Annotated in this window: 15 protein-coding genes; 13 read left to right on the top strand and 2 right to left on the bottom strand. The window is 72.1% G+C overall.

The window, feature by feature from the left end; all coding sequences use genetic code 11:
- The first annotated feature begins 21 nt into the window (after positions 1 to 21).
- On the top strand, positions 22 to 1,707 hold the full coding sequence (locus DI269_RS22495; RefSeq protein WP_112140082.1) for a CDP-glycerol glycerophosphotransferase family protein: 1,686 nt from the start codon (positions 22 to 24) through the stop codon (positions 1,705 to 1,707).
- 21 nt (positions 1,708 to 1,728) lie between these two features.
- Here the strand turns inward: DI269_RS22495 and DI269_RS22490 are convergent, their stop codons facing one another.
- A complete protein-coding gene (locus DI269_RS22490; RefSeq protein WP_112140080.1) occupies positions 1,729 to 2,538 on the bottom strand; it encodes a hypothetical protein in 810 nt (269 codons plus the stop codon).
- 97 nt (positions 2,539 to 2,635) lie between these two features.
- Between DI269_RS22490 and DI269_RS22485 the strand changes: the two genes are divergently transcribed.
- The 5 genes from DI269_RS22485 to DI269_RS22465 all read left to right on the top strand — a co-directional run bounded on the left by DI269_RS22485 (position 2,636) and on the right by DI269_RS22465 (position 8,519).
- On the top strand, positions 2,636 to 3,436 hold the full coding sequence (locus tag DI269_RS22485) for a sugar phosphate isomerase/epimerase family protein (protein ID WP_112140077.1): 801 nt from the start codon (positions 2,636 to 2,638) through the stop codon (positions 3,434 to 3,436).
- A 115-nt stretch (positions 3,437 to 3,551) separates the two neighbouring features.
- Positions 3,552 to 4,655, top strand: a complete 1,104-nt coding sequence (locus DI269_RS22480) for a DegT/DnrJ/EryC1/StrS family aminotransferase (RefSeq protein WP_232822866.1) — start codon at positions 3,552 to 3,554, stop codon at positions 4,653 to 4,655.
- Positions 4,652 to 5,656, top strand: a complete 1,005-nt coding sequence (locus DI269_RS22475; protein WP_112140071.1) for a Gfo/Idh/MocA family protein — start codon at positions 4,652 to 4,654, stop codon at positions 5,654 to 5,656. The genes DI269_RS22480 and DI269_RS22475 overlap by 4 nt, the downstream gene beginning before the upstream one ends.
- A complete protein-coding gene (locus DI269_RS22470; RefSeq protein WP_112140069.1) occupies positions 5,653 to 7,233 on the top strand; it encodes a glycosyltransferase family 2 protein in 1,581 nt (526 codons plus the stop codon). The genes DI269_RS22475 and DI269_RS22470 overlap by 4 nt, the downstream gene beginning before the upstream one ends.
- A gap of 2 nt (positions 7,234 to 7,235) precedes the next feature.
- Positions 7,236 to 8,519, top strand: coding sequence for a nucleotide sugar dehydrogenase (locus tag DI269_RS22465; RefSeq protein ID WP_112140066.1), 1,284 nt, complete (start codon positions 7,236 to 7,238; stop codon positions 8,517 to 8,519).
- A gap of 56 nt (positions 8,520 to 8,575) precedes the next feature.
- Here DI269_RS22465 and DI269_RS22460 read toward each other — a convergent pair whose 3' ends face one another.
- On the bottom strand, positions 8,576 to 9,166 hold the full coding sequence (locus DI269_RS22460) for an acyltransferase (protein WP_112140063.1): 591 nt from the start codon (positions 9,164 to 9,166) through the stop codon (positions 8,576 to 8,578).
- 238 nt (positions 9,167 to 9,404) lie between these two features.
- Here DI269_RS22460 and DI269_RS22455 point away from each other — a divergent pair, with 238 nt between their 5' ends.
- The 7 genes from DI269_RS22455 to DI269_RS22425 form a co-directional block, all read left to right on the top strand.
- A complete protein-coding gene (locus tag DI269_RS22455; protein WP_198667648.1) occupies positions 9,405 to 10,622 on the top strand; it encodes a glycosyltransferase in 1,218 nt (405 codons plus the stop codon).
- Entirely contained in the window at positions 10,619 to 11,155 is a 537-nt protein-coding gene (locus DI269_RS22450; protein ID WP_112140061.1) for a hypothetical protein, read from the top strand. The genes DI269_RS22455 and DI269_RS22450 overlap by 4 nt, the downstream gene beginning before the upstream one ends.
- Complete coding sequence (locus tag DI269_RS22445) at positions 11,148 to 12,467, top strand: glycosyltransferase (protein WP_112140058.1); 1,320 nt, start codon at positions 11,148 to 11,150, stop codon at positions 12,465 to 12,467. Before DI269_RS22450 ends, DI269_RS22445 begins: the two co-directional genes overlap by 8 nt.
- A gap of 2 nt (positions 12,468 to 12,469) precedes the next feature.
- Entirely contained in the window at positions 12,470 to 13,120 is a 651-nt protein-coding gene (locus DI269_RS22440) for a hypothetical protein (RefSeq protein WP_112140056.1), read from the top strand.
- 147 nt (positions 13,121 to 13,267) lie between these two features.
- Positions 13,268 to 14,749, top strand: coding sequence for a glycosyltransferase (locus tag DI269_RS22435; protein ID WP_198667647.1), 1,482 nt, complete (start codon positions 13,268 to 13,270; stop codon positions 14,747 to 14,749).
- A 14-nt stretch (positions 14,750 to 14,763) separates the two neighbouring features.
- Positions 14,764 to 15,969, top strand: coding sequence for a glycosyltransferase (locus tag DI269_RS22430; protein WP_198667646.1), 1,206 nt, complete (start codon positions 14,764 to 14,766; stop codon positions 15,967 to 15,969).
- Positions 15,966 to 16,336, top strand: a 371-nt coding sequence (locus DI269_RS22425; protein WP_157975163.1) for a hypothetical protein, incomplete at its 3' end; no start/stop codon positions are given. The genes DI269_RS22430 and DI269_RS22425, both read left to right, overlap by 4 nt.

The raw sequence follows: 16,336 nt of genomic DNA, 5'->3' as shown, positions 1-16,336 counted from the left end.
CGTTCACCCGATGGAGCACACATGTCCCGACTGTGGAGACAGCGGTACGAGATCGTCGCCATCGCGGCGGTCATCGCCGCGACCGCGGCGCACACGCACCTGCTGGCGTACGCCCTCGCGGCCGCCGTCCTCGCGATCACCGCCTGGTACTACCGCGACGACCTCTCCGCGATGCGCACCGCGCGGCTCATCGCCGTCATCGCGGTCCTCGTCGCGGCCTGGTCCGACAGCCCGCAGCGCTGGGAGCTCATCACCGGCTGCGTCCTCGTCGCCGGCTTCCAGGCCGTCGCCGGGGCCATCCGCATCGCGCTCTCCCTGTCGCACCTGGAGACCGCGAACCTGGACGTGCACCGCGGCTTGCGCAACCGCGCCGCCGCGCCCGTCCCGATCGCCCTCGTCACCGGCTTCACCGCCGTGGCCCTGCCGCTGGCCGCCGCCGTCCCCGCAGGCTTGCGGCCCGTCGCCGACTGGGCCGCGCTCGTCATCGTCCTCGCCTCGCTCGTGTGGGCCGGCGACGCGGTCGTCGCGAACCTCCTGCGGCGCCGCCGCGAGTCGCACCCCATCGACGAAGCGGTCGTCGCCGCCGTCGAGCGCCTCCAGCCGAAGTACGTCGTGCACTTCGGCGGCGCCCGCCTCTCGGAGTACCAGATCGAGATGTGGCTGCCGTACTTCGACAAGATCGGCGACCCCTACCTCGTCCTCGTCCGCGACGCCTTCCTCATGCGCGGCACCGTCGCGTGCACGAGCGCCCCCGTCGTGCTCGCCCCCGGCCAGTCCGTCCTCGACAAGCTCCTGCCCGAGAGCGTCCGCGCCTGCTTCTACTCCAACCACGCGCAGAAGAACACCGCGCTCATCCGCCACGGCGAGCTCCTGCACATCCAGCTCATGCACGGCGACTCCGACAAGGCCATCAGCCGCAGCGCCCTCTCGCTCATGTACGACCGCGTGTTCGTCGCCGGGCAGGCCGGCGTCGACCGCTACCACCGCCACGGCGTCGACATCCCCGAGCGCAAGTTCCGCCGCATCGGCCGCCCCCAGCTCCACGGCATCAAGGTCGGCCCCCGCGAAAAGGGCCCCGACGAGCCGCCCGTGCTCCTCTACGCCCCCACCTGGACCGGCTTCACCGAGGACGTCAACTACTCGTCCCTCAAGGAGGGCAAGAAGATCGTCGAGGCCGCCCTCGCGCGGGGCGTCGCCGTCCACTTCCGGACCCACCCGTACACCAGCACCAACGCCGCCTACCAGGCCCACGCCGAGGCGATCCGCGCGCTGCTGGCCGCCGACGCCTCCCGCACCGGCCTGCCCCACCGCTGGGGCGCCGCCGCCGAATCGCAGGTGTCCCTCGCCGACTGCGTCAACGCCGCCGACGCGGCCGTGTGCGACATCAGCGGCGCGGCCTCCGACTGGCTCTACAGCGGCAAGCCGTTCGCGATGACCGACCCGCGGGGCCTGCGCGGCGGCTACCTGGAGGAGTTCCCCGTCGCCGCCGGCGCGTACCTGCTCAAGCCCGGCGCGAAGAACGCCGAAGCGGTCATGGCCGAGCTGTTCGACACCGACTCCAAGGCCGGGCAGCGGGCCGCCACCCGCGAGTACTACCTCGGCGACCACGCGCCCGAGGACCTGTTCGAGGTCTTCGCCGACGCCGTCCGCGAGACCTACGCCGAACCGGTCGTCAAGACCGCGGGGGTCGCCGAGACCGCCGCGTAACACCGTTCCCCGTGCCCCGGTTCAGATCCGCCGGGGCATGGGGAGCAGGTTCGGAGAGCGCACGCTCGCCGGGTGCGGGGCCACCAGGCCCTTCTTCTCCCGGTCCGCGCACAGGTCGGCCAGCCGCTCGTACGCGGCCGCCCCCAGCAGCTCCGTCAGCTCCACCGCGTACGACAGGTACACCGGCTCCGAGGCCGTGTGCGCCAGCGGCGAACTCGTGCACCACCAGTCGAAGTCGTGCCCGCCCGGACCCCACGAGGCCCGGTCGAACTCGGTGATGAGCGTGACCGACACGTCGGTGCCGTCCGCGCGGTGCTCGGTCTTGAAGTCCCGCTTCACCGGCAGCTGCCAGCACACCTCGGGCTTGTACTCCATCGGGTGGACGCCGTCGCGCATCGCCTGCTGGTGCAGGGCGCAGCCCGCGCCCGTCGCGAAGCCCTCGCGGTTGTGGAACACGCACGCCCCGTCGACCACCGCGGTCTTGAGCGCCGGCTCGTCCTCGCCCTCGTCGTTCTCCAGGGTGTCCTCGACGATCGTGTGCCGCCACTTGCGGTGCAGCTGCCACGTCTCGGGCGTCAGCTTCTTCACGACCTCCTTGGTGCGGCGCACGTCGGCGGCGTCGGTGTAGAACGCCCCGTGCAGGCAGCACCCGTCCGCGCTCTGCTTCGCGTCGATCCCCGGGCAGCCACCCTGCTCGGGATGCCTCCCGAAGATGCAGCCCCACCTGGACAGCAGCCAGGTCAGGTCGGCGCGCACCATCGTGTCGGAGTCAGCGGGATCGAAGAACTCGACCCACTCGCGGTCGAAGCCCGCGGGCACCTCGTCGGTCATCCGTCAACGGTACCTGCACCGCACGTTCAGACCCGGTTCACGCCGCGCGCACCCCGAAGCCCGCGCCGCGTTTTGAGCACGGCGTACCCTGGGGACCGTGACCCAGTCCGTCCCGGTTCTGCTGTCGACCACGTCCGTGTACCCCGAGCCCACCGCGGTCGGGTTCGAGCTCGCCGCCGAGCTCGGATACGACGGGGTCGAGCTCATGGTCTTCACCGACCGGGTCTCCCAGGACCCCTCGGCCGCCGCCAGCCTCGCCAAGCACTACGGCGTCAAGATCGGCGCCGTCCACGCCCCCTGCCTGCTGGTCACCCAGCGGGTCTGGAGCGCCGACCCCTGGACCCGGCTGCGCCGCTCCGTGCAGGCCGCCGAGTACCTCGGCTCGCCCACCGTGGTCATCCACCCGCCGTTCTCCTGGCAGCGCGACTACGCCGCCAAGTTCTCCACCGTCCTCGACGGCCTCGCCGTCCGGTACCCGGGCATCACCGTCGCCGTCGAGAACATGTTCCCCCTCAAGGTCGGCAAGCGGAATCTCGTGCCCTACCGCCCCCACTGGGACCCCACCCGCCACGGCTACGACGCCTACACCCTCGACCTCTCCCACTGCGCCGCCTCCGGCGCCGACGCCGTCGCCATGGCCGAGCGGATGGGCAAGGGCCTCAGGCACATCCACCTGTGCGACGGCACCGCCCCCGGCGCCGACCAGCACCTCGTCCCCGGCCGCGGGACCCAGCCGTGCGCCGAGCTCCTCGGCTCCCTCGGCGCCGCCGGATGGGACGGCTCCATCACCGTCGAGGTCTCCACGCGCAAGAGCGGCAACCGCACCCGAAGGGCCGACGACCTGCACGAATCCCTCAAGTTCGCGAGGGACGCGCTGGGCTCCCAGTTGCCCACGTGACACCTCCTCGCCAGCCGGAGTTCTCCGTGTATTAACTGGAGGTGTCCTCTGTATGATCGATCGCGCACCCACCCAGTGCGAAGTCCAGACCGTTCCGGAGAACGCGGAGAGACACGTGCCTGACCAACAGCGGGAGTTCATCCCCCCGGCGAAGCCGCACATCGGCGAGGCCGAGATCGAAGCGGCCGTAGCGGTACTGCGCAGCGGCCGGGTCGTCCAGGGGCCCGAGGTGGCCGCCTTCGAAGCGGAGTTCACCAAGGTCTCCGGGACCGCCGAGTGCGTCGCCGTCAACTCCGGCACCTCGGCCCTCCAGCTCGCCCTCCTCGCCATGGGCATCGGCCCCGGCGACGAGGTCATCGTCCCCTCCTTCTCCTTCGCCGCCAGCGCGAACGCGGTCCGCCTCGTCGGCGCCGAACCGGTCTTCGCCGACATCGAGCCCGACACGTTCTGCGTCGACCCCGACGCCGTCGCCGCGCTGATCGGCCCCAAGACCGTCGCGATCATGCCGGTGCACCTGTACGGCCACCCCGCCGACATGACCCGCCTGACGGCGCTGGCCGAGCGGCACTCCCTGGCGATCCTCGAAGACGCCTGCCAGGCGCACGGGGCCCAGGTCGAGGGCCGCCCCGTCGGCTCGTTCGGCGTTGCCGGGACGTTCAGCTTCTACCCGACGAAGAACATGCACGCGCTCGAAGGCGGCATGGTCTCCACGGACGACCCGAAGCTGGCCCGGACGCTGCGGCTGCTGCGCAACCAGGGCATGGAGGCGCGGTACCAGAACGAGATCGTCGGCGCGAACATGCGGATGACGGACGTGTCGGCCGCGATCGGGCGGGTCCAGCTGGGCCGGCTCGACGAGTGGACCGAGCAGCGCCGTTCGAACGCCGCGCACCTGGACAAGGGGCTGGCCGGCGCCGCGGGCGTCGTCGTCCCGCCGGTCGCGCCGTGGGCGCGCCACATCTACCACCAGTACACGGTGCGGGTGCCGGTCGGCCGCGACGCTGCCCTGGAGCAGCTGAACGCCGCGGGCATCGGCTCGGCCGTGTACTACCCGATTCCGATCCACAAGCTGGCGCCGTACGCGCACGTCGAGGCGGACCTGCCGGAGACGGACAAGGCGGCGGCCGAGGTGCTGTCCCTGCCGATCCACCCCGCGTTGAGCGAGGGCGACCTCGACCGCATCGTCGAGGCGGTCCACTCCCTGGAGCTGCCGCAGTGAGCACCGAACGTCTGCGCGCCGGCCTGGTCGGCATGGGGGCGATGGGCCGCAACCACGCCCGCGTCCTGAACGCCCTCGACGGGGTCGACCTCGTCGGGGTCGCCGACCCGGTGGCCGATGCGGCCGCGGTGCCCGCGGGGCGCCTGGTCGAGAACGTCGAGCAGCTGATCGGCCTCGGCGTGGACTACGTCGTGGTGGCCTGCCCGACGGCGTACCACGAGCAGGTGGGCCTGGCCCTGGCCGAGGCCGGGGTGCATGCGCTCATCGAGAAGCCGTTGGCGCACACCACGAAGGCCGCGCGGATCCTCGCGGAGGCGTTCGAGTCGCGCGGGCTGGTCGCGGGCGTGGGCCACATCGAGCGGTTCAACCCGGCGGTCATGAGCCTGCGCGAGCGCCTGGAGGCGGGTGAGCTGGGGGAGGTCCTCCAGATCGCGACGCGCCGCCAGGGTCCGTTCCCGGGCCGGATCGCCGACGTCGGGGTGGTCAAGGACCTCGCGACGCACGACATCGACCTGACCGGGTTCGTGACCGGGCAGACGTACCGGACGGTCACGGCGCACACGGTGTCGCGGTCGGGCCGGGAGCACGAGGACATGATCGCGGCGGTCGGGCAGCTGTCCGGTGGCGCGATCGCGAACCACTCGGTGAACTGGCTGAGCCCGTTCAAGGAGCGCACGGCGGTCGTCACGGGCGACCGCGGCTGCTTCATCGCCGACACGCTGACGGCGGACCTGACGTTCTACGCGAACGGGGTCGAGGTGACCGAGTGGGAGGCGATCAGCAACTTCCGCGGGGTCTCCGAGGGCGACATGGTCCGGTACGCGATCCGCAAGCGCGAGCCGCTGCTGGTCGAGCACGAGCACTTCCGGGACGCGGTCCTGGGGAAGCCGAACGACATCGTGGACCTGGCGCAGGGCGCGAACACCGTTGAGGTGTCGGAGTCGATGCTCCAGTCGGCGGCGACGGGGGAGACGGTCGTTCTCGACGGAAGCCGAGCATGAGCGCGGCTGTGGACGTCACGGTCGTCATCCCGGTCTACAACACGATGCCGTACCTGACGGCGTGCCTGGATTCGATGGTGGCGCAGACGATCGGCGCGGACCGGTTCGAGGTCGTGGCCGTGGACGACGGTTCGACGGACGGGTCCGGCGAGGAGCTGGACCGGTTCGCGGCCGAGCACCCGGGCCTGGTCCGGGTGGTGCACCAGGCGAACTCGGGCGGTCCGGCGGTGCCGTGCAACGCGGGCTTGGAGATCGCGCGGGGCCGGTACGTGTTCTTCATCGGCTCGGACGACTACTTCGGGCCGGAGGCCCTGGAGCGGATGGTCGACCGGGCGGACGAGCTGGGCTCGGACGTGCTGCTGTGCAAGATGGTGGGCGTGAACGGGCGCAAGGCGCCCGACGTGTTCGCCGAGGACGTCGCGGACGCGCCGTTCCCGACGCCGGAGCTGGCGTGGGCGCTGTCGAACACGAAGCTGTTCCGCCGGGAGCTGGTGGAGTCGGAGGGGCTGCGGTTCCCCGAGGGGATGGCGGTCTGCTCGGACGTGCCGTTCACGCTGCGCGCCATGGCGAAGGCGTCGAAGATCACGATCCTGTCGGACTACGACTCGTATTACGCGGTGAAGCGCGAGACCGGCGGGAACCTGATCTACTCGACCGGTCCGGTCGAGTGGGTGCACGCCGCCGAGCAGATCGTGGCCGCGATCGAGGAGCTGTACGAGCCCGGGCCGGAGCGCGAGGCGCTCATGTACCGGGTGTTCTCGCGCGAGATCGCCAAGTGCGTGCAGCCGCAGTTCCTGAGCGCGGACAAGTCGTCGCGCGAGAAGTTCTGGGAGGCCGTCGCGGGGTTCTGCGACGCGTACCTGACCGAGGAGATCCGGGAGCAGCTGCCGACGGAGAAGCGCGTGAAGGTCTCCCTCGCGCAGCGGCGCGAGTGGGACCTGCTCGAAGCCGCGATCGGCGAGGACGCCCCCGGCTTCCTGGTGGAGGACGGGCGCGTGTTCGTGCGCTACAGCGGGTTCCGCGAGGGCTGCCCGGACGAGTGGTACGAGGCGACCGCCGAGCGCGTCGTCGGCCGGCTCGCCAAGGGCGTCGACCCGATCGACCTGACGTGGGCGGGGGACCGGGCGACCGGGTTCTTCCTGGAGTACTGGTTCCGCGTGCCCGTGGCCGGACTGGAGCCTGACGCGGTCGGCGTGAGCGCCGAGCGCCTGGTGAAGGCCAAGGGCCCGGCCGCGCGCCGGTCGGTGCCGGTCGGGGAGTTCCACGTCCACGACGTGGTCGCCGAGGTCGAGCTGCGGCCCGACGGCGACACGACGGTGGTCGCGGCGCGGCTGCCGGTCGGCGGCATCGCCGAGACCGCGGGCCGCTGGTCGCTGCGCGGCCACCTCGCGATGGGGCCGTTCGTGTACGACCTGCCCCTCAAGACCGTCAAGGGCCCCGTCGAGCGGCAGGGCCGCCCCGGTAGCGTGACCGTGGACTGGGGGCAGAAGTCCCTCCTCGTCGTGCATTCGGCGGGCAAGCCGTCGCTGAAGCGCCGCGTGGCGAGCCTCGTCGGCCTCAAACCGAGCAGGAAGTGAACATGAGAGTCTCTGTCGTCGCATTGGGCAAGATCGGGCTGCCGCTGGCCGTCCAGTTCGCCGCGAAGGGCCACGAGGTCGTCGGCGCCGACGTGAACGCGAAGGTCGTCCAGGCCGTCAACGACGGCGTGGAGCCCTTCCCCGGCGAGCACCTGCTGGGCGAGAAGCTGAAGGAGGCCGTGGCCGCGGGGAACCTGCGGGCCACCACGGACACCGCGGCCGCCGTCGCCGAGTCCGAGGCCGTCGTCATCGTCGTGCCGCTGTTCGTCGACGCCGAGGGCGTCCCGGACTTCGGGTGGATGGACGCCGCCACGAAGGCGGTCGCCAAGGGCCTCAAGCCGGGCACGCTCGTCTCCTACGAGACGACGCTGCCGGTGGGGACCACGCGCGAGCGGTGGGCGCCGATGCTGGAGGCCGGTTCGGGCCTCACCGCCGGGGAGGACTTCCACCTGGTGTTCAGCCCCGAGCGGGTCCTGACCGGGCGGGTCTTCGCGGACCTGCGCCGCTACCCGAAGCTCGTCGGCGGCATCAACGAGTCGTCGGCCGAGGCGGGCGTGCGGTTCTACGAGGCCGTGCTCGACTTCGACGAGCGCGACGACCTGCCGCGGCCCAACGGCGTGTGGGACCTCGGGTCCGCCGAGGCCTCGGAGATGGCGAAGCTCGCCGAGACCACGTACCGGGACGTCAACATCGGCCTCGCGAACCAGTTCGCGCGCTTCGCCGACAAGCAGGGCCTGGACGTCATGAAGGTCATCGAGGCCTGCAACTCGCAGCCGTACAGCCACATCCACCGCCCGGGCATCGCCGTGGGCGGGCACTGCATCCCGATCTACCCGCAGATGTACCTGTGGAACGACCCCGACGCGACGGTGGTGCGCGCGGCCCGCGCCGCGAACGCGGCGATGCCGTCGTACTCCGCGGACGTCCTCGACGCCGCCTACGGGGGCCTGGAGGGCGCCTCGGTGCTCGTCCTCGGCGCGGCCTACCGCGGCGGGGTCAAGGAGACCGCGTTCTCCGGGGTGTTCCCGCTCGTGGAGTCGCTGAAGGCGAAGGGCGCCACCGCTTATGTGAGCGACCCGATGTACACCGACGCGGAGCTGGAGGCCGAGGGGCTCACGCCGCACCGCGGCGAGACCGTCACCGCCGCCGTCGTGCAGGCCGACCACGCCGAGTACCGGTCGCTGTCGGCCGCGGACCTGCCGGAGGTCACCGTCCTCCTCGACGGGCGCCGCATCACGGACCCGGCCGCCTGGGAGGGCCGCCGCCACATCGTGATCGGCCAGTAAGGCCGAACGAAGCGCCCGCCCGGTCATGGACCGGGCGGGCGCTGTCGTGTTGTCGCTCAGGCGAGTTCGAGGCCCGCGGCCGTCTCGCGGTAGCGCTCGCCGGTGGCGGGGCACTCCCACAGGCCGTCGCCGGACTCCTTGAGGCGCTCGCCGGAGCGCCCGACCCAGCCGGCGCGGCGGGCGGGGACGCCCATGACGAGCGCGTGGTCGGGGACGTCCTTGGTGACGACGGCGCCCGCGGCGACCATGGCCCACCTGCCGATGCGGACGGGGGCGACGCAGACGGCGCGCGCGCCGATCGAGGCGCCCTCGGCGATGTCGACGCCGACGGCCTCCCAGTCGGAGGCGCCCTTGCGGCCGCCGTCGACGCCCACGGCGCGCGGGTTGTGGTCGTTGGTGAGGACCACGGCGGGGCCGATGAACACGCCGTCGGCGAGCCGCGCGGGCTCGTACACGAGGGCGTAGTTCTGGATCTTGACGTTGTCGCCGATCTGCACGCCGGTGCCGATGTACGCCCCGCGCCCGATGACGCAGCCGGTGCCCAGGGACGCGTCCTCGCGGATCTGCGCGAGCTCCCACACGCTGGTGCCGTCGCCGATCGCGGCGCTCTCGTGAACCTGGGCCGTCGGTTGAATCCGGTGTGCCATTGATCGCCTTCGCGTCGTCCGTTGAACCTGCGCCTCGATCATACGGACGGCCCTGTGCGGGCCCGCCGCGGCGGGAGTCCACGTTTGGGAGAGCGCCCAGGTTGCACGATGTGCCCAAGCCTTGCGAAACCGGGCCGACATGCGAATATAAGGCGGAGTTCATGTAATCTCCTATGTGCCGCCGCGGCCCCCAGCCCGTCTCTGCCGCGGCCCGGACAGGAGACGCAGGACAGCAGTGGTGACCCAGGACCAGGACCGGCACGTGGCCGTGCTCACGCCGTGGTACCCCGACGCCCAGATCCCGTTCGCCGGGGCGTTCGTGGAGCACATGGCCGCGGCCGTCGCGCCCGGCCTCGACCGGCTCGACGTGTTCCACACCGACGAGTGGATCGTCAACGCCTCCGCCGAGCGCCGCGAGCGCATCTGGGACGTCCAGGCCGGGCTGCTGCCCCGGTCCGTCCCGCCCGTCAAGGCGGTCGCGGGCGCGCGCCTGTGGCGGGTCCCGGTGATCCTCCCGAAGTCCAAGTGGCGCGACTTCGCCGAGCGCGCCGAGCACCACGCCCACTGGCTGAAGGCGGCCCTCGGCGGGAAGCCGATCGAGGCGCCCGTCATCCACGCGCACGTCCCGATCTACAGCGCCTGGGCCGCGCTCCAGAACTGCCGGCCCGACGCGCGCGTCTACGCGACCGAGCACGCCTCGTTCCTGGTGAAGATCCTCCGCCAGCCGCGCGCCCGCGCGATGTACGACGAGATCCTCCACCGGCTCGCCGGGTTCTTCGTCGTCGGCGACGTCCTCCACGACGTCGTCGCCGGGACGTTCCCGCACCACGCCGGCAAGATCCGGTACATCGCCAACCCGATCGACTTCGGGTCCCGCCGCGCTGCGCCGCCGACGGCGCTGCGCCGCTGGCTGTCGGTCGCGTCGTTCAAGGCCGGGAAGCGCCACGACCACCTGCTGCGCGCGTTCGCGGCCTGCCGCGCCGAGGACCCGTCCCTCCAGCTGACGCTCGCCGGCGACGGCGTCCTGCGCCCCGAGATCGAAGCCCTCGTCGACGAACTGGGGGTCCGGGAGGCGGTGACGTTCCTGGGGATCGTCCAGCCGTCCGAGGTCCCCGGGATCATGGCCGCGCACGACCTGCTCGTCCACCCGAGCGCCTTCGAGACGTTCGGCGTGGTCGCCGTCGAGGCCCTCGCCGCGGGCATCCCGGTGCTCATCACCCGCTGCGGCGGGCCCGAGCTGGTGCTCGACGGCATCGAGGACGCCGCGGGCGTCATGATCGACGTCGTGGACGACCCGCAGGCGCTCGTCGACGGCTACCGGCTCCTGCGCGAGCGCTACCCGTCGAAGACCGACCTCGAACACGCCCGCGGGCACCTCGAATCGAAGTACGGTTATGAGGCCATCGGCGCGCAGCACCACCGGATCTGGTTCGGAGAGAACGGAGCCGAGCGATGAACGTCCTGTTCGTGGCGCCTTCGGGCGCCCGGGCCAAGGCCCTCGCCACCGAGACGCGCCGCGCCGCCGACGCCGGGCACCGGGTCCTCCTGGTCGCCGAGTCCCAGGCGAAGCTCGCCGGGCACGACCTCGACGGCCGCGTCGAGACGCACTGGATCGGCTCCTCGAAGCTGAGCTACACCGAGCCGGCGACCACCCGGTTCTTCCGCCGGAAGGTCCCGCTCGGGCTCCTGCGCCGCGTCGGCCGCGGACCCTTCCGCAAGCGCGCCCGCAAGGCCGCGAAGAACTATCGCGCCACGGTCATCGCCGGGCTCGACGCCGACAAGAAGACCCGCACGCAGCGCCTGCGCCGCGACCGCCGTGACGCGGTCGTCCGCGAGCAGGTCCAGGGCTGGGCCCCCGACTGGGTCGTGCTCCACGAGCCGCTCGCCGTCGAGGCCGTCGCCGGTTTCCTGCCCGCGCTCATCGCCGAGCGCCCCGCGCTGCGCACCACGTACGCCTTCGAAGAACTGTGGGACGAGACCGATGGCTGAGCGACCGCGCCTGCTGTACCTGGCGTTCTTCTTTCCCCCTTCGCGCGCCAGCGGGGTCTTCCGCGCCCGCGCGACCGCGAACTACTTCGTCGAGCAGGGCTGGGACGTGACCGTGCTGCGCGGCCCGGACCGGTTCTTCGACGAGATCACCGGGGCCCGCGACGACGCCATGACCGCCACCGTCGACCCGCGCATCGAGGTCGCCGAGGTCGAGATGGACTACTTCCGGTGGGAGACCGACGTGCGCCGGTACGGGCGCTTCCGCGGGAACTTCCCCGCGGCGGCCCGCAACTGGTTCAACTGGAAGCAGGACCACGTCTTCCCCGACAAGTACCAGGGCTGGGGCGCCAATGCCCTCCGCGAGGGCCTCAAGCGGCACCGCAGGCAGCCGTTCGACCTGATCGTCGCGACCGGGAACCCGTTCGCGTCCTTCGGGTCCGCGTGGGCGCTCTCGAAGCTCATGCGCCGCCCGTTCGTCGTGGACTACCGCGACGCGTGGACGCTCGACCAGTTCGAGAACGCCGACATGTTCCCGCCCGAGCACCCGGCGTGGAAGTGGGAGAAGCGCATCCTCGGCTCGGCCGCCGCGTCGCTGCACGTCAACGACGCGCTGCGCGTGTGGCACGCCCGCAAGTACCCCGAGGCCGCCGACCGGATGCAGGTCGTCCTCAACGGCTGGGACCCCGACGTCGTCTCCGACGACCCGCCGACGGTCGACGAGAACCGGCCGCTGTCGTTCTCGTTCGTCGGCACCCTCACCCACGTGCAGCCCATCGGCTCGCTCCTGGAGGGGTACCGGATCATGACCGAGCGCGGCGCCCACGCGGGCGCCCAGCTGGACTTCTACGGCCACATCGGGTTCTTCGCGAAGACCGAGGGCGAGCTGCGGGCCCAGCTCGGGCTCGACGAGGAGCTCCCGGGCGTCACGGTTCGCGGCCCGGTCCCCAAGCCCGCCATCGCGACCGCGTACGCCGCGAGCGACGTCCTCGTGTTCATGACCGGCGGCTCGAAATATGTGACCACCGGCAAGGTCTTCGAGTACATGGCGACCGGCAAGCCGATCGTCTCCGTGCACGAGAAAGGCTGCGCCGCAGAGGAACTGCTCCGCGGGTACCCGCTGTGGTTCGAGCCCGAGAGCCTCGACCCCGCGCACGTGGCGGCCGCGATGGCCGACGCCGGGGACGCGGCCCGCAAGGCCGACCCCGACACGGCCGCGCGGGCGCGGGCCTACGCCCAGTCGTTCACCAGGTACGCCGCGCTCGAACCGTTCGAGCAGTGGTCCCGCGACCTCGTCGCGAAGCGGAAGGGCTGACCGTGGACACCAAGCGCAGCGCTGTGGGCACTGCCGAGCGCGAAGCGACCGCCACCCGCCGCGAGGTCGCCGTCGTCTTCAAGAAGGGCGTCCTGCCGCGCCTCAACGAGTACCTCGCCGAGGTTGCCCCGAGGGGCGTCGAGGTCACCGTGCTCGTCGCCAACGGGCCCGGCTGGCGCAAGGCCGAGAAGGTCGACGGCCGCGCGAAGGTCCTCAGCATCGGCCGGCGCGAGAACCGCCAGCCCGGCGTGTGGCTCTACCTCATGGTCGTCGAGCGCGCCCCGCGCGCCGTCCTCAAGCGCCTGGAGAACCGCCTGCCCGGCAAGGCGGGACGGGCCGCCGGACGCGCCCGCCGCATCCACCGCAAGGCCGCCGGGAAGCTCCGCACGTGGGTGTTCTGGCCCGTGTACCGGCCGCTGCGCCCGCAGGCGATGCGCCGCATCGCGGCCCGCCGCCTCGACGCCCTCGACCTGGCCCGCGCCGACCGCGTCTTCATCGTCGACGAGGCCGCCGTCCCCTTCGGATGGATGCTCGCCAACCGGTTCCCCGAACTCGAAGTGACGCGGCTGCTCGACAAGACCCGCCACGAGGACCTCCCCGTCACCGGCCCGACCGAGGTGCCCGAGGTCAGGGACCCGTACACCCGGATCTGACCGCCGCCTCCGGGAAACAGCGGCTGAACACTTCGGCGCGGGGTGCCCAACGTTAGGGAAACGCCAGGTGACGCAGTTCGTCTCGTACGATGTGCCCGCCGGGAACCCTCGATTGCCCGGCTGTCGTACGGTGAACTCGGAGGAACGATGGCGGAGCACCCCCTGCGGATCGTGATGCTGGTGCAGAACGGCGTCACCGGCGATTCGCGCGTGCAGAAGGAGGCCGAGTCGGCCGCTGCGGCCGGCTACGAGGTCTTCCTCCTCGGTGCGTCCACTTCCGGGAAGGCCGAGGAGTGGGCCCTCGGCGGCGCCACCGTGCGGCTCGTCCCCGTCAACCGCGTCTTCGACCGCCGCCGCCACGAGGCCCGCCGCGGCTGGCTGCGCTCCCCGCTCGCCTACCCGCCCGGGCCCGTCGCGGCCTACCGGCAGCGGCAGGCCAAGGCCTGGCGCGCCGACCTCGACACCGCCCGCGCCTCCGGTGCGTCCGCGTTTTCGCTGGCTCCCCGCGAGGCCGCGTACCGGGCGTTCTGGGGCTGGACCGGCCTGCGCCGCAAGGCGACCCGGAGACTCGAAGCCGACCGGGCCGCCGCCAAGAGCGGTGTCGACCGGCTCGCCGCGTCGTTCTGGAAGGCGACCATGGGCGACCGCGCCTGGCGGCGCCTCGACCCGGCCCTGTGGGACCTGGAGCTGTCCTTCGGGCCCGTCGTCGACGAGCTCGAACCGGATCTCATCCACGCCAACGACTTCCAGATGCTCGGCGTCGGCGCCCGCGCGAAACTGCGCGCGAACGCCAAGGGCCGCACCGTGAAGCTCGTATGGGACGCCCACGAGTACCTGCCCGGCATGAAGGCCTGGAAGAACCACCCGTGGTGGAAGGACGCCCAGCTCGGCCACGAACGCGAGTTCGCGCCGCACGCCGACGCCGTCGTCACCGTCTCCGAGACGCTCGCCGACCTGCTGAAAGAGCGCCACAAGCTTCCCGAACTGCCCGAGATCGTCATGAACGTCCCCGACACCGGCGGCACCGTTGAACAACCGGAACCGGGCCTGCGGGAACGCTGCGGCATCGGGCCCGAGACGCCCCTCATGGTCTACAGCGGTGCGCCCCTTGAACAGCGCGGCCTGCACATCCTCGTCGAGGCGCTCCCCGCGCTGCCGGGCGTCCACGCCGCGTTCATCGTGTCCTACCCGCAGTGGCGCTACGTCAAGCGCACCCAGGAGCGCGCCGCCGAACTCGGCGTCGCCGACCGCGTCCACGTCCTCTCGTACGTGCCGCACCGCCAGGTCGTCCCCTTCCTCGCCGAGGCCGACCTCGGCGTCATCCCCATCCACCACTGGGGCAACCACGAGATCTCCCTCATCACCAAGTTCTTCGAGTACTCCCACGCGCGCATCCCCGTCGTCGTCTCCGACGTGAAGACCATGTCGGCGCTGGTGCACCGCACCGGGCAGGGCGAGGTCTTCACCGCCGAGGACACCGCCGACTTCACGCGCGCCGTCCGGAGCGTGCTCGACGAGCCCGAGACGTACCGCAAGGCCTACGCCGAGCGGGTCCCCCTCGACGAGTGGACCTGGGACTCCCAGGCGAAGCGGCTCACCGACCTCTACGCGCGCGTCCTCGGCACGTGAGAAAGGAAGTGGCAGTGAAAGACCGGCACGTCGCGGTGGTGACGCCCTGGTACCCGGACCCGCAGGTCACCTACGCGGGGGCCTTCGTGCGGGCCCAGGTGGAGGCCGTCTCCGGGGGCTGCGCGGACCTGGAGGTGTACCACCTGAAGAGCTGGCCGGTCGGCGCCGTCGGCGAGGCGCTCGACGCGAACCCGGCGGTCCTCGACCTCCACGCGCGCCTGCTCGCCCGCTCCGACGCGCCGCTCGCCACGGCCGGGGGCGCGGTCCTGCACCGGGTCCCGACCCTCACGCCGCGCGACCCCGAGTGGATCACCCACTCCGACGCGTCCGCGCGCTGGCTGCGGACCTTCCTCGGCGGCGCGCCGCTCAAGGCGCCGATCGTCCACGCGCACGTCCCGATCACCGGCGGCTGGGCCGCTTTGGAGAATGCCGCGCCCGGCGCTCGCGTCTACATGACCGAGCACTCGTCGTTCCTCGCGCAGCTGCTGGAGCAGCCCGCGGCCCGTGCCCGCTACGAGGAGGTCCTGGAGCGCGCCGACGGGTTCTTCGTCGTCGGCGAACCGCTCCACGAGCTGATCTCCGCCGAGTTCCCGCACCACGCAGGGAAACTCGAATACATCGCGAACCCGATCGACTTCGGGACCCCGCGCGAGTCGGCCCCGACTCAGCTTCGCCGCTGGTTGTCGGTCGCAGCCCTGAACGAGCGCAAGCGGATCGACTACCTGCTGGAGGCGTTCCGCCGCTGCTGCGAGGAGGACCCGGGCCTGACGTTGACGCTCGCGGGGGACGGGAAGCTGCGCGCGACCCTGGAGGCCCTCGCCGGCGAACTCGGCGTCGCGGACTCGGTCGAGTTCCTCGGGTCGGTCGACCCCGCCGAGGTCCCGGGCCTCATGGCCTCGCACGACCTGTTCGTCCACACCAGCCGCCACGAGACGTTCGGCGTCGTCGTGGTCGAGGCCCTCGCCGCCGGGACCCCGGTCCTGGTGAGCCGCTGCGGCGGCTCCGACCAGGTGCTGCGCGGCATCGAGGACGCCGCCGGGAGCCTCTACGACGTCGACGACGACCCCGAGGTCCTCGTCAACGCGTACAAGGAACTGCGCGAGCGGTACCCCGAGGGGACCGACGTGGCCGCCGCGCGGGAGCACCTGCGCGCCAAGTACTCCTACGAGACCGTGGCCGAACGCCACTTCGAGGTCTGGGACCGGGAGGTGAACCGGTGAACGTCCTGTTCGTCGCGCCCAGGAGCGCCTGGCGCCAGGCGCTCGCGACCGAGACGCGCGCCGCGGCCGACGCCGGGCACCGCGTCCTCCTCCTCGCCGAGGAGGACCCCGACTGGGAGCTGACCCCGCTCGACGAGCGCGTCGAGGTCACGTGGACCGGCGCGTCCGAGGTCCGCGCCCCCGAGCCGGCGTTCGTCGCGGTCTTCCTGCGCCGCATCCCCCTCGCGATCCTGCGCCGCGTCGGCCGCGGGCCCCTGAGCGGGGCCTCCGGCTGGTGGCGACGGACCGTCCTCGGCCCGATCACGCGCCGCCGCTGGCCCGCCACGCAGGCCCTGCGCGAGGTGCGCCGCCGCGAGGCCGTCGAGGC

The sequence above is a fragment of the Glycomyces dulcitolivorans genome (assembly GCF_003265355.1).
Classification (GTDB): Bacteria; Actinomycetota; Actinomycetes; order Mycobacteriales; family Micromonosporaceae; genus Glycomyces; species Glycomyces dulcitolivorans.
Note: the sequence above shows the minus strand (reverse complement) of the source record. Positions and strands in the feature narration are given on the sequence as shown.

Bases quoted from the DNA above. Each gene is read 5' to 3' on its own strand.
- DI269_RS22495 (WP_112140082.1), top strand. From the start codon at position 22: ATGTCCCGACTGTGGAGACAGCGGTACGAGATCGTCGCCATCGCGGCG.
- DI269_RS22490 (WP_112140080.1), bottom strand. From the start codon at position 2,538: ATGACCGACGAGGTGCCCGCGGGCTTCGACCGCGAGTGGGTCGAGTTC.
- DI269_RS22470 (WP_112140069.1), top strand. From the start codon at position 5,653: ATGAGCGCGGCTGTGGACGTCACGGTCGTCATCCCGGTCTACAACACG.
- DI269_RS22465 (WP_112140066.1), top strand. From the start codon at position 7,236: ATGAGAGTCTCTGTCGTCGCATTGGGCAAGATCGGGCTGCCGCTGGCC.
- DI269_RS22460 (WP_112140063.1), bottom strand. From the start codon at position 9,166: ATGGCACACCGGATTCAACCGACGGCCCAGGTTCACGAGAGCGCCGCG.
- DI269_RS22450 (WP_112140061.1), top strand. From the start codon at position 10,619: ATGAACGTCCTGTTCGTGGCGCCTTCGGGCGCCCGGGCCAAGGCCCTC.
- DI269_RS22445 (WP_112140058.1), top strand. From the start codon at position 11,148: ATGGCTGAGCGACCGCGCCTGCTGTACCTGGCGTTCTTCTTTCCCCCT.
- DI269_RS22435 (WP_198667647.1), top strand. From the start codon at position 13,268: ATGGCGGAGCACCCCCTGCGGATCGTGATGCTGGTGCAGAACGGCGTC.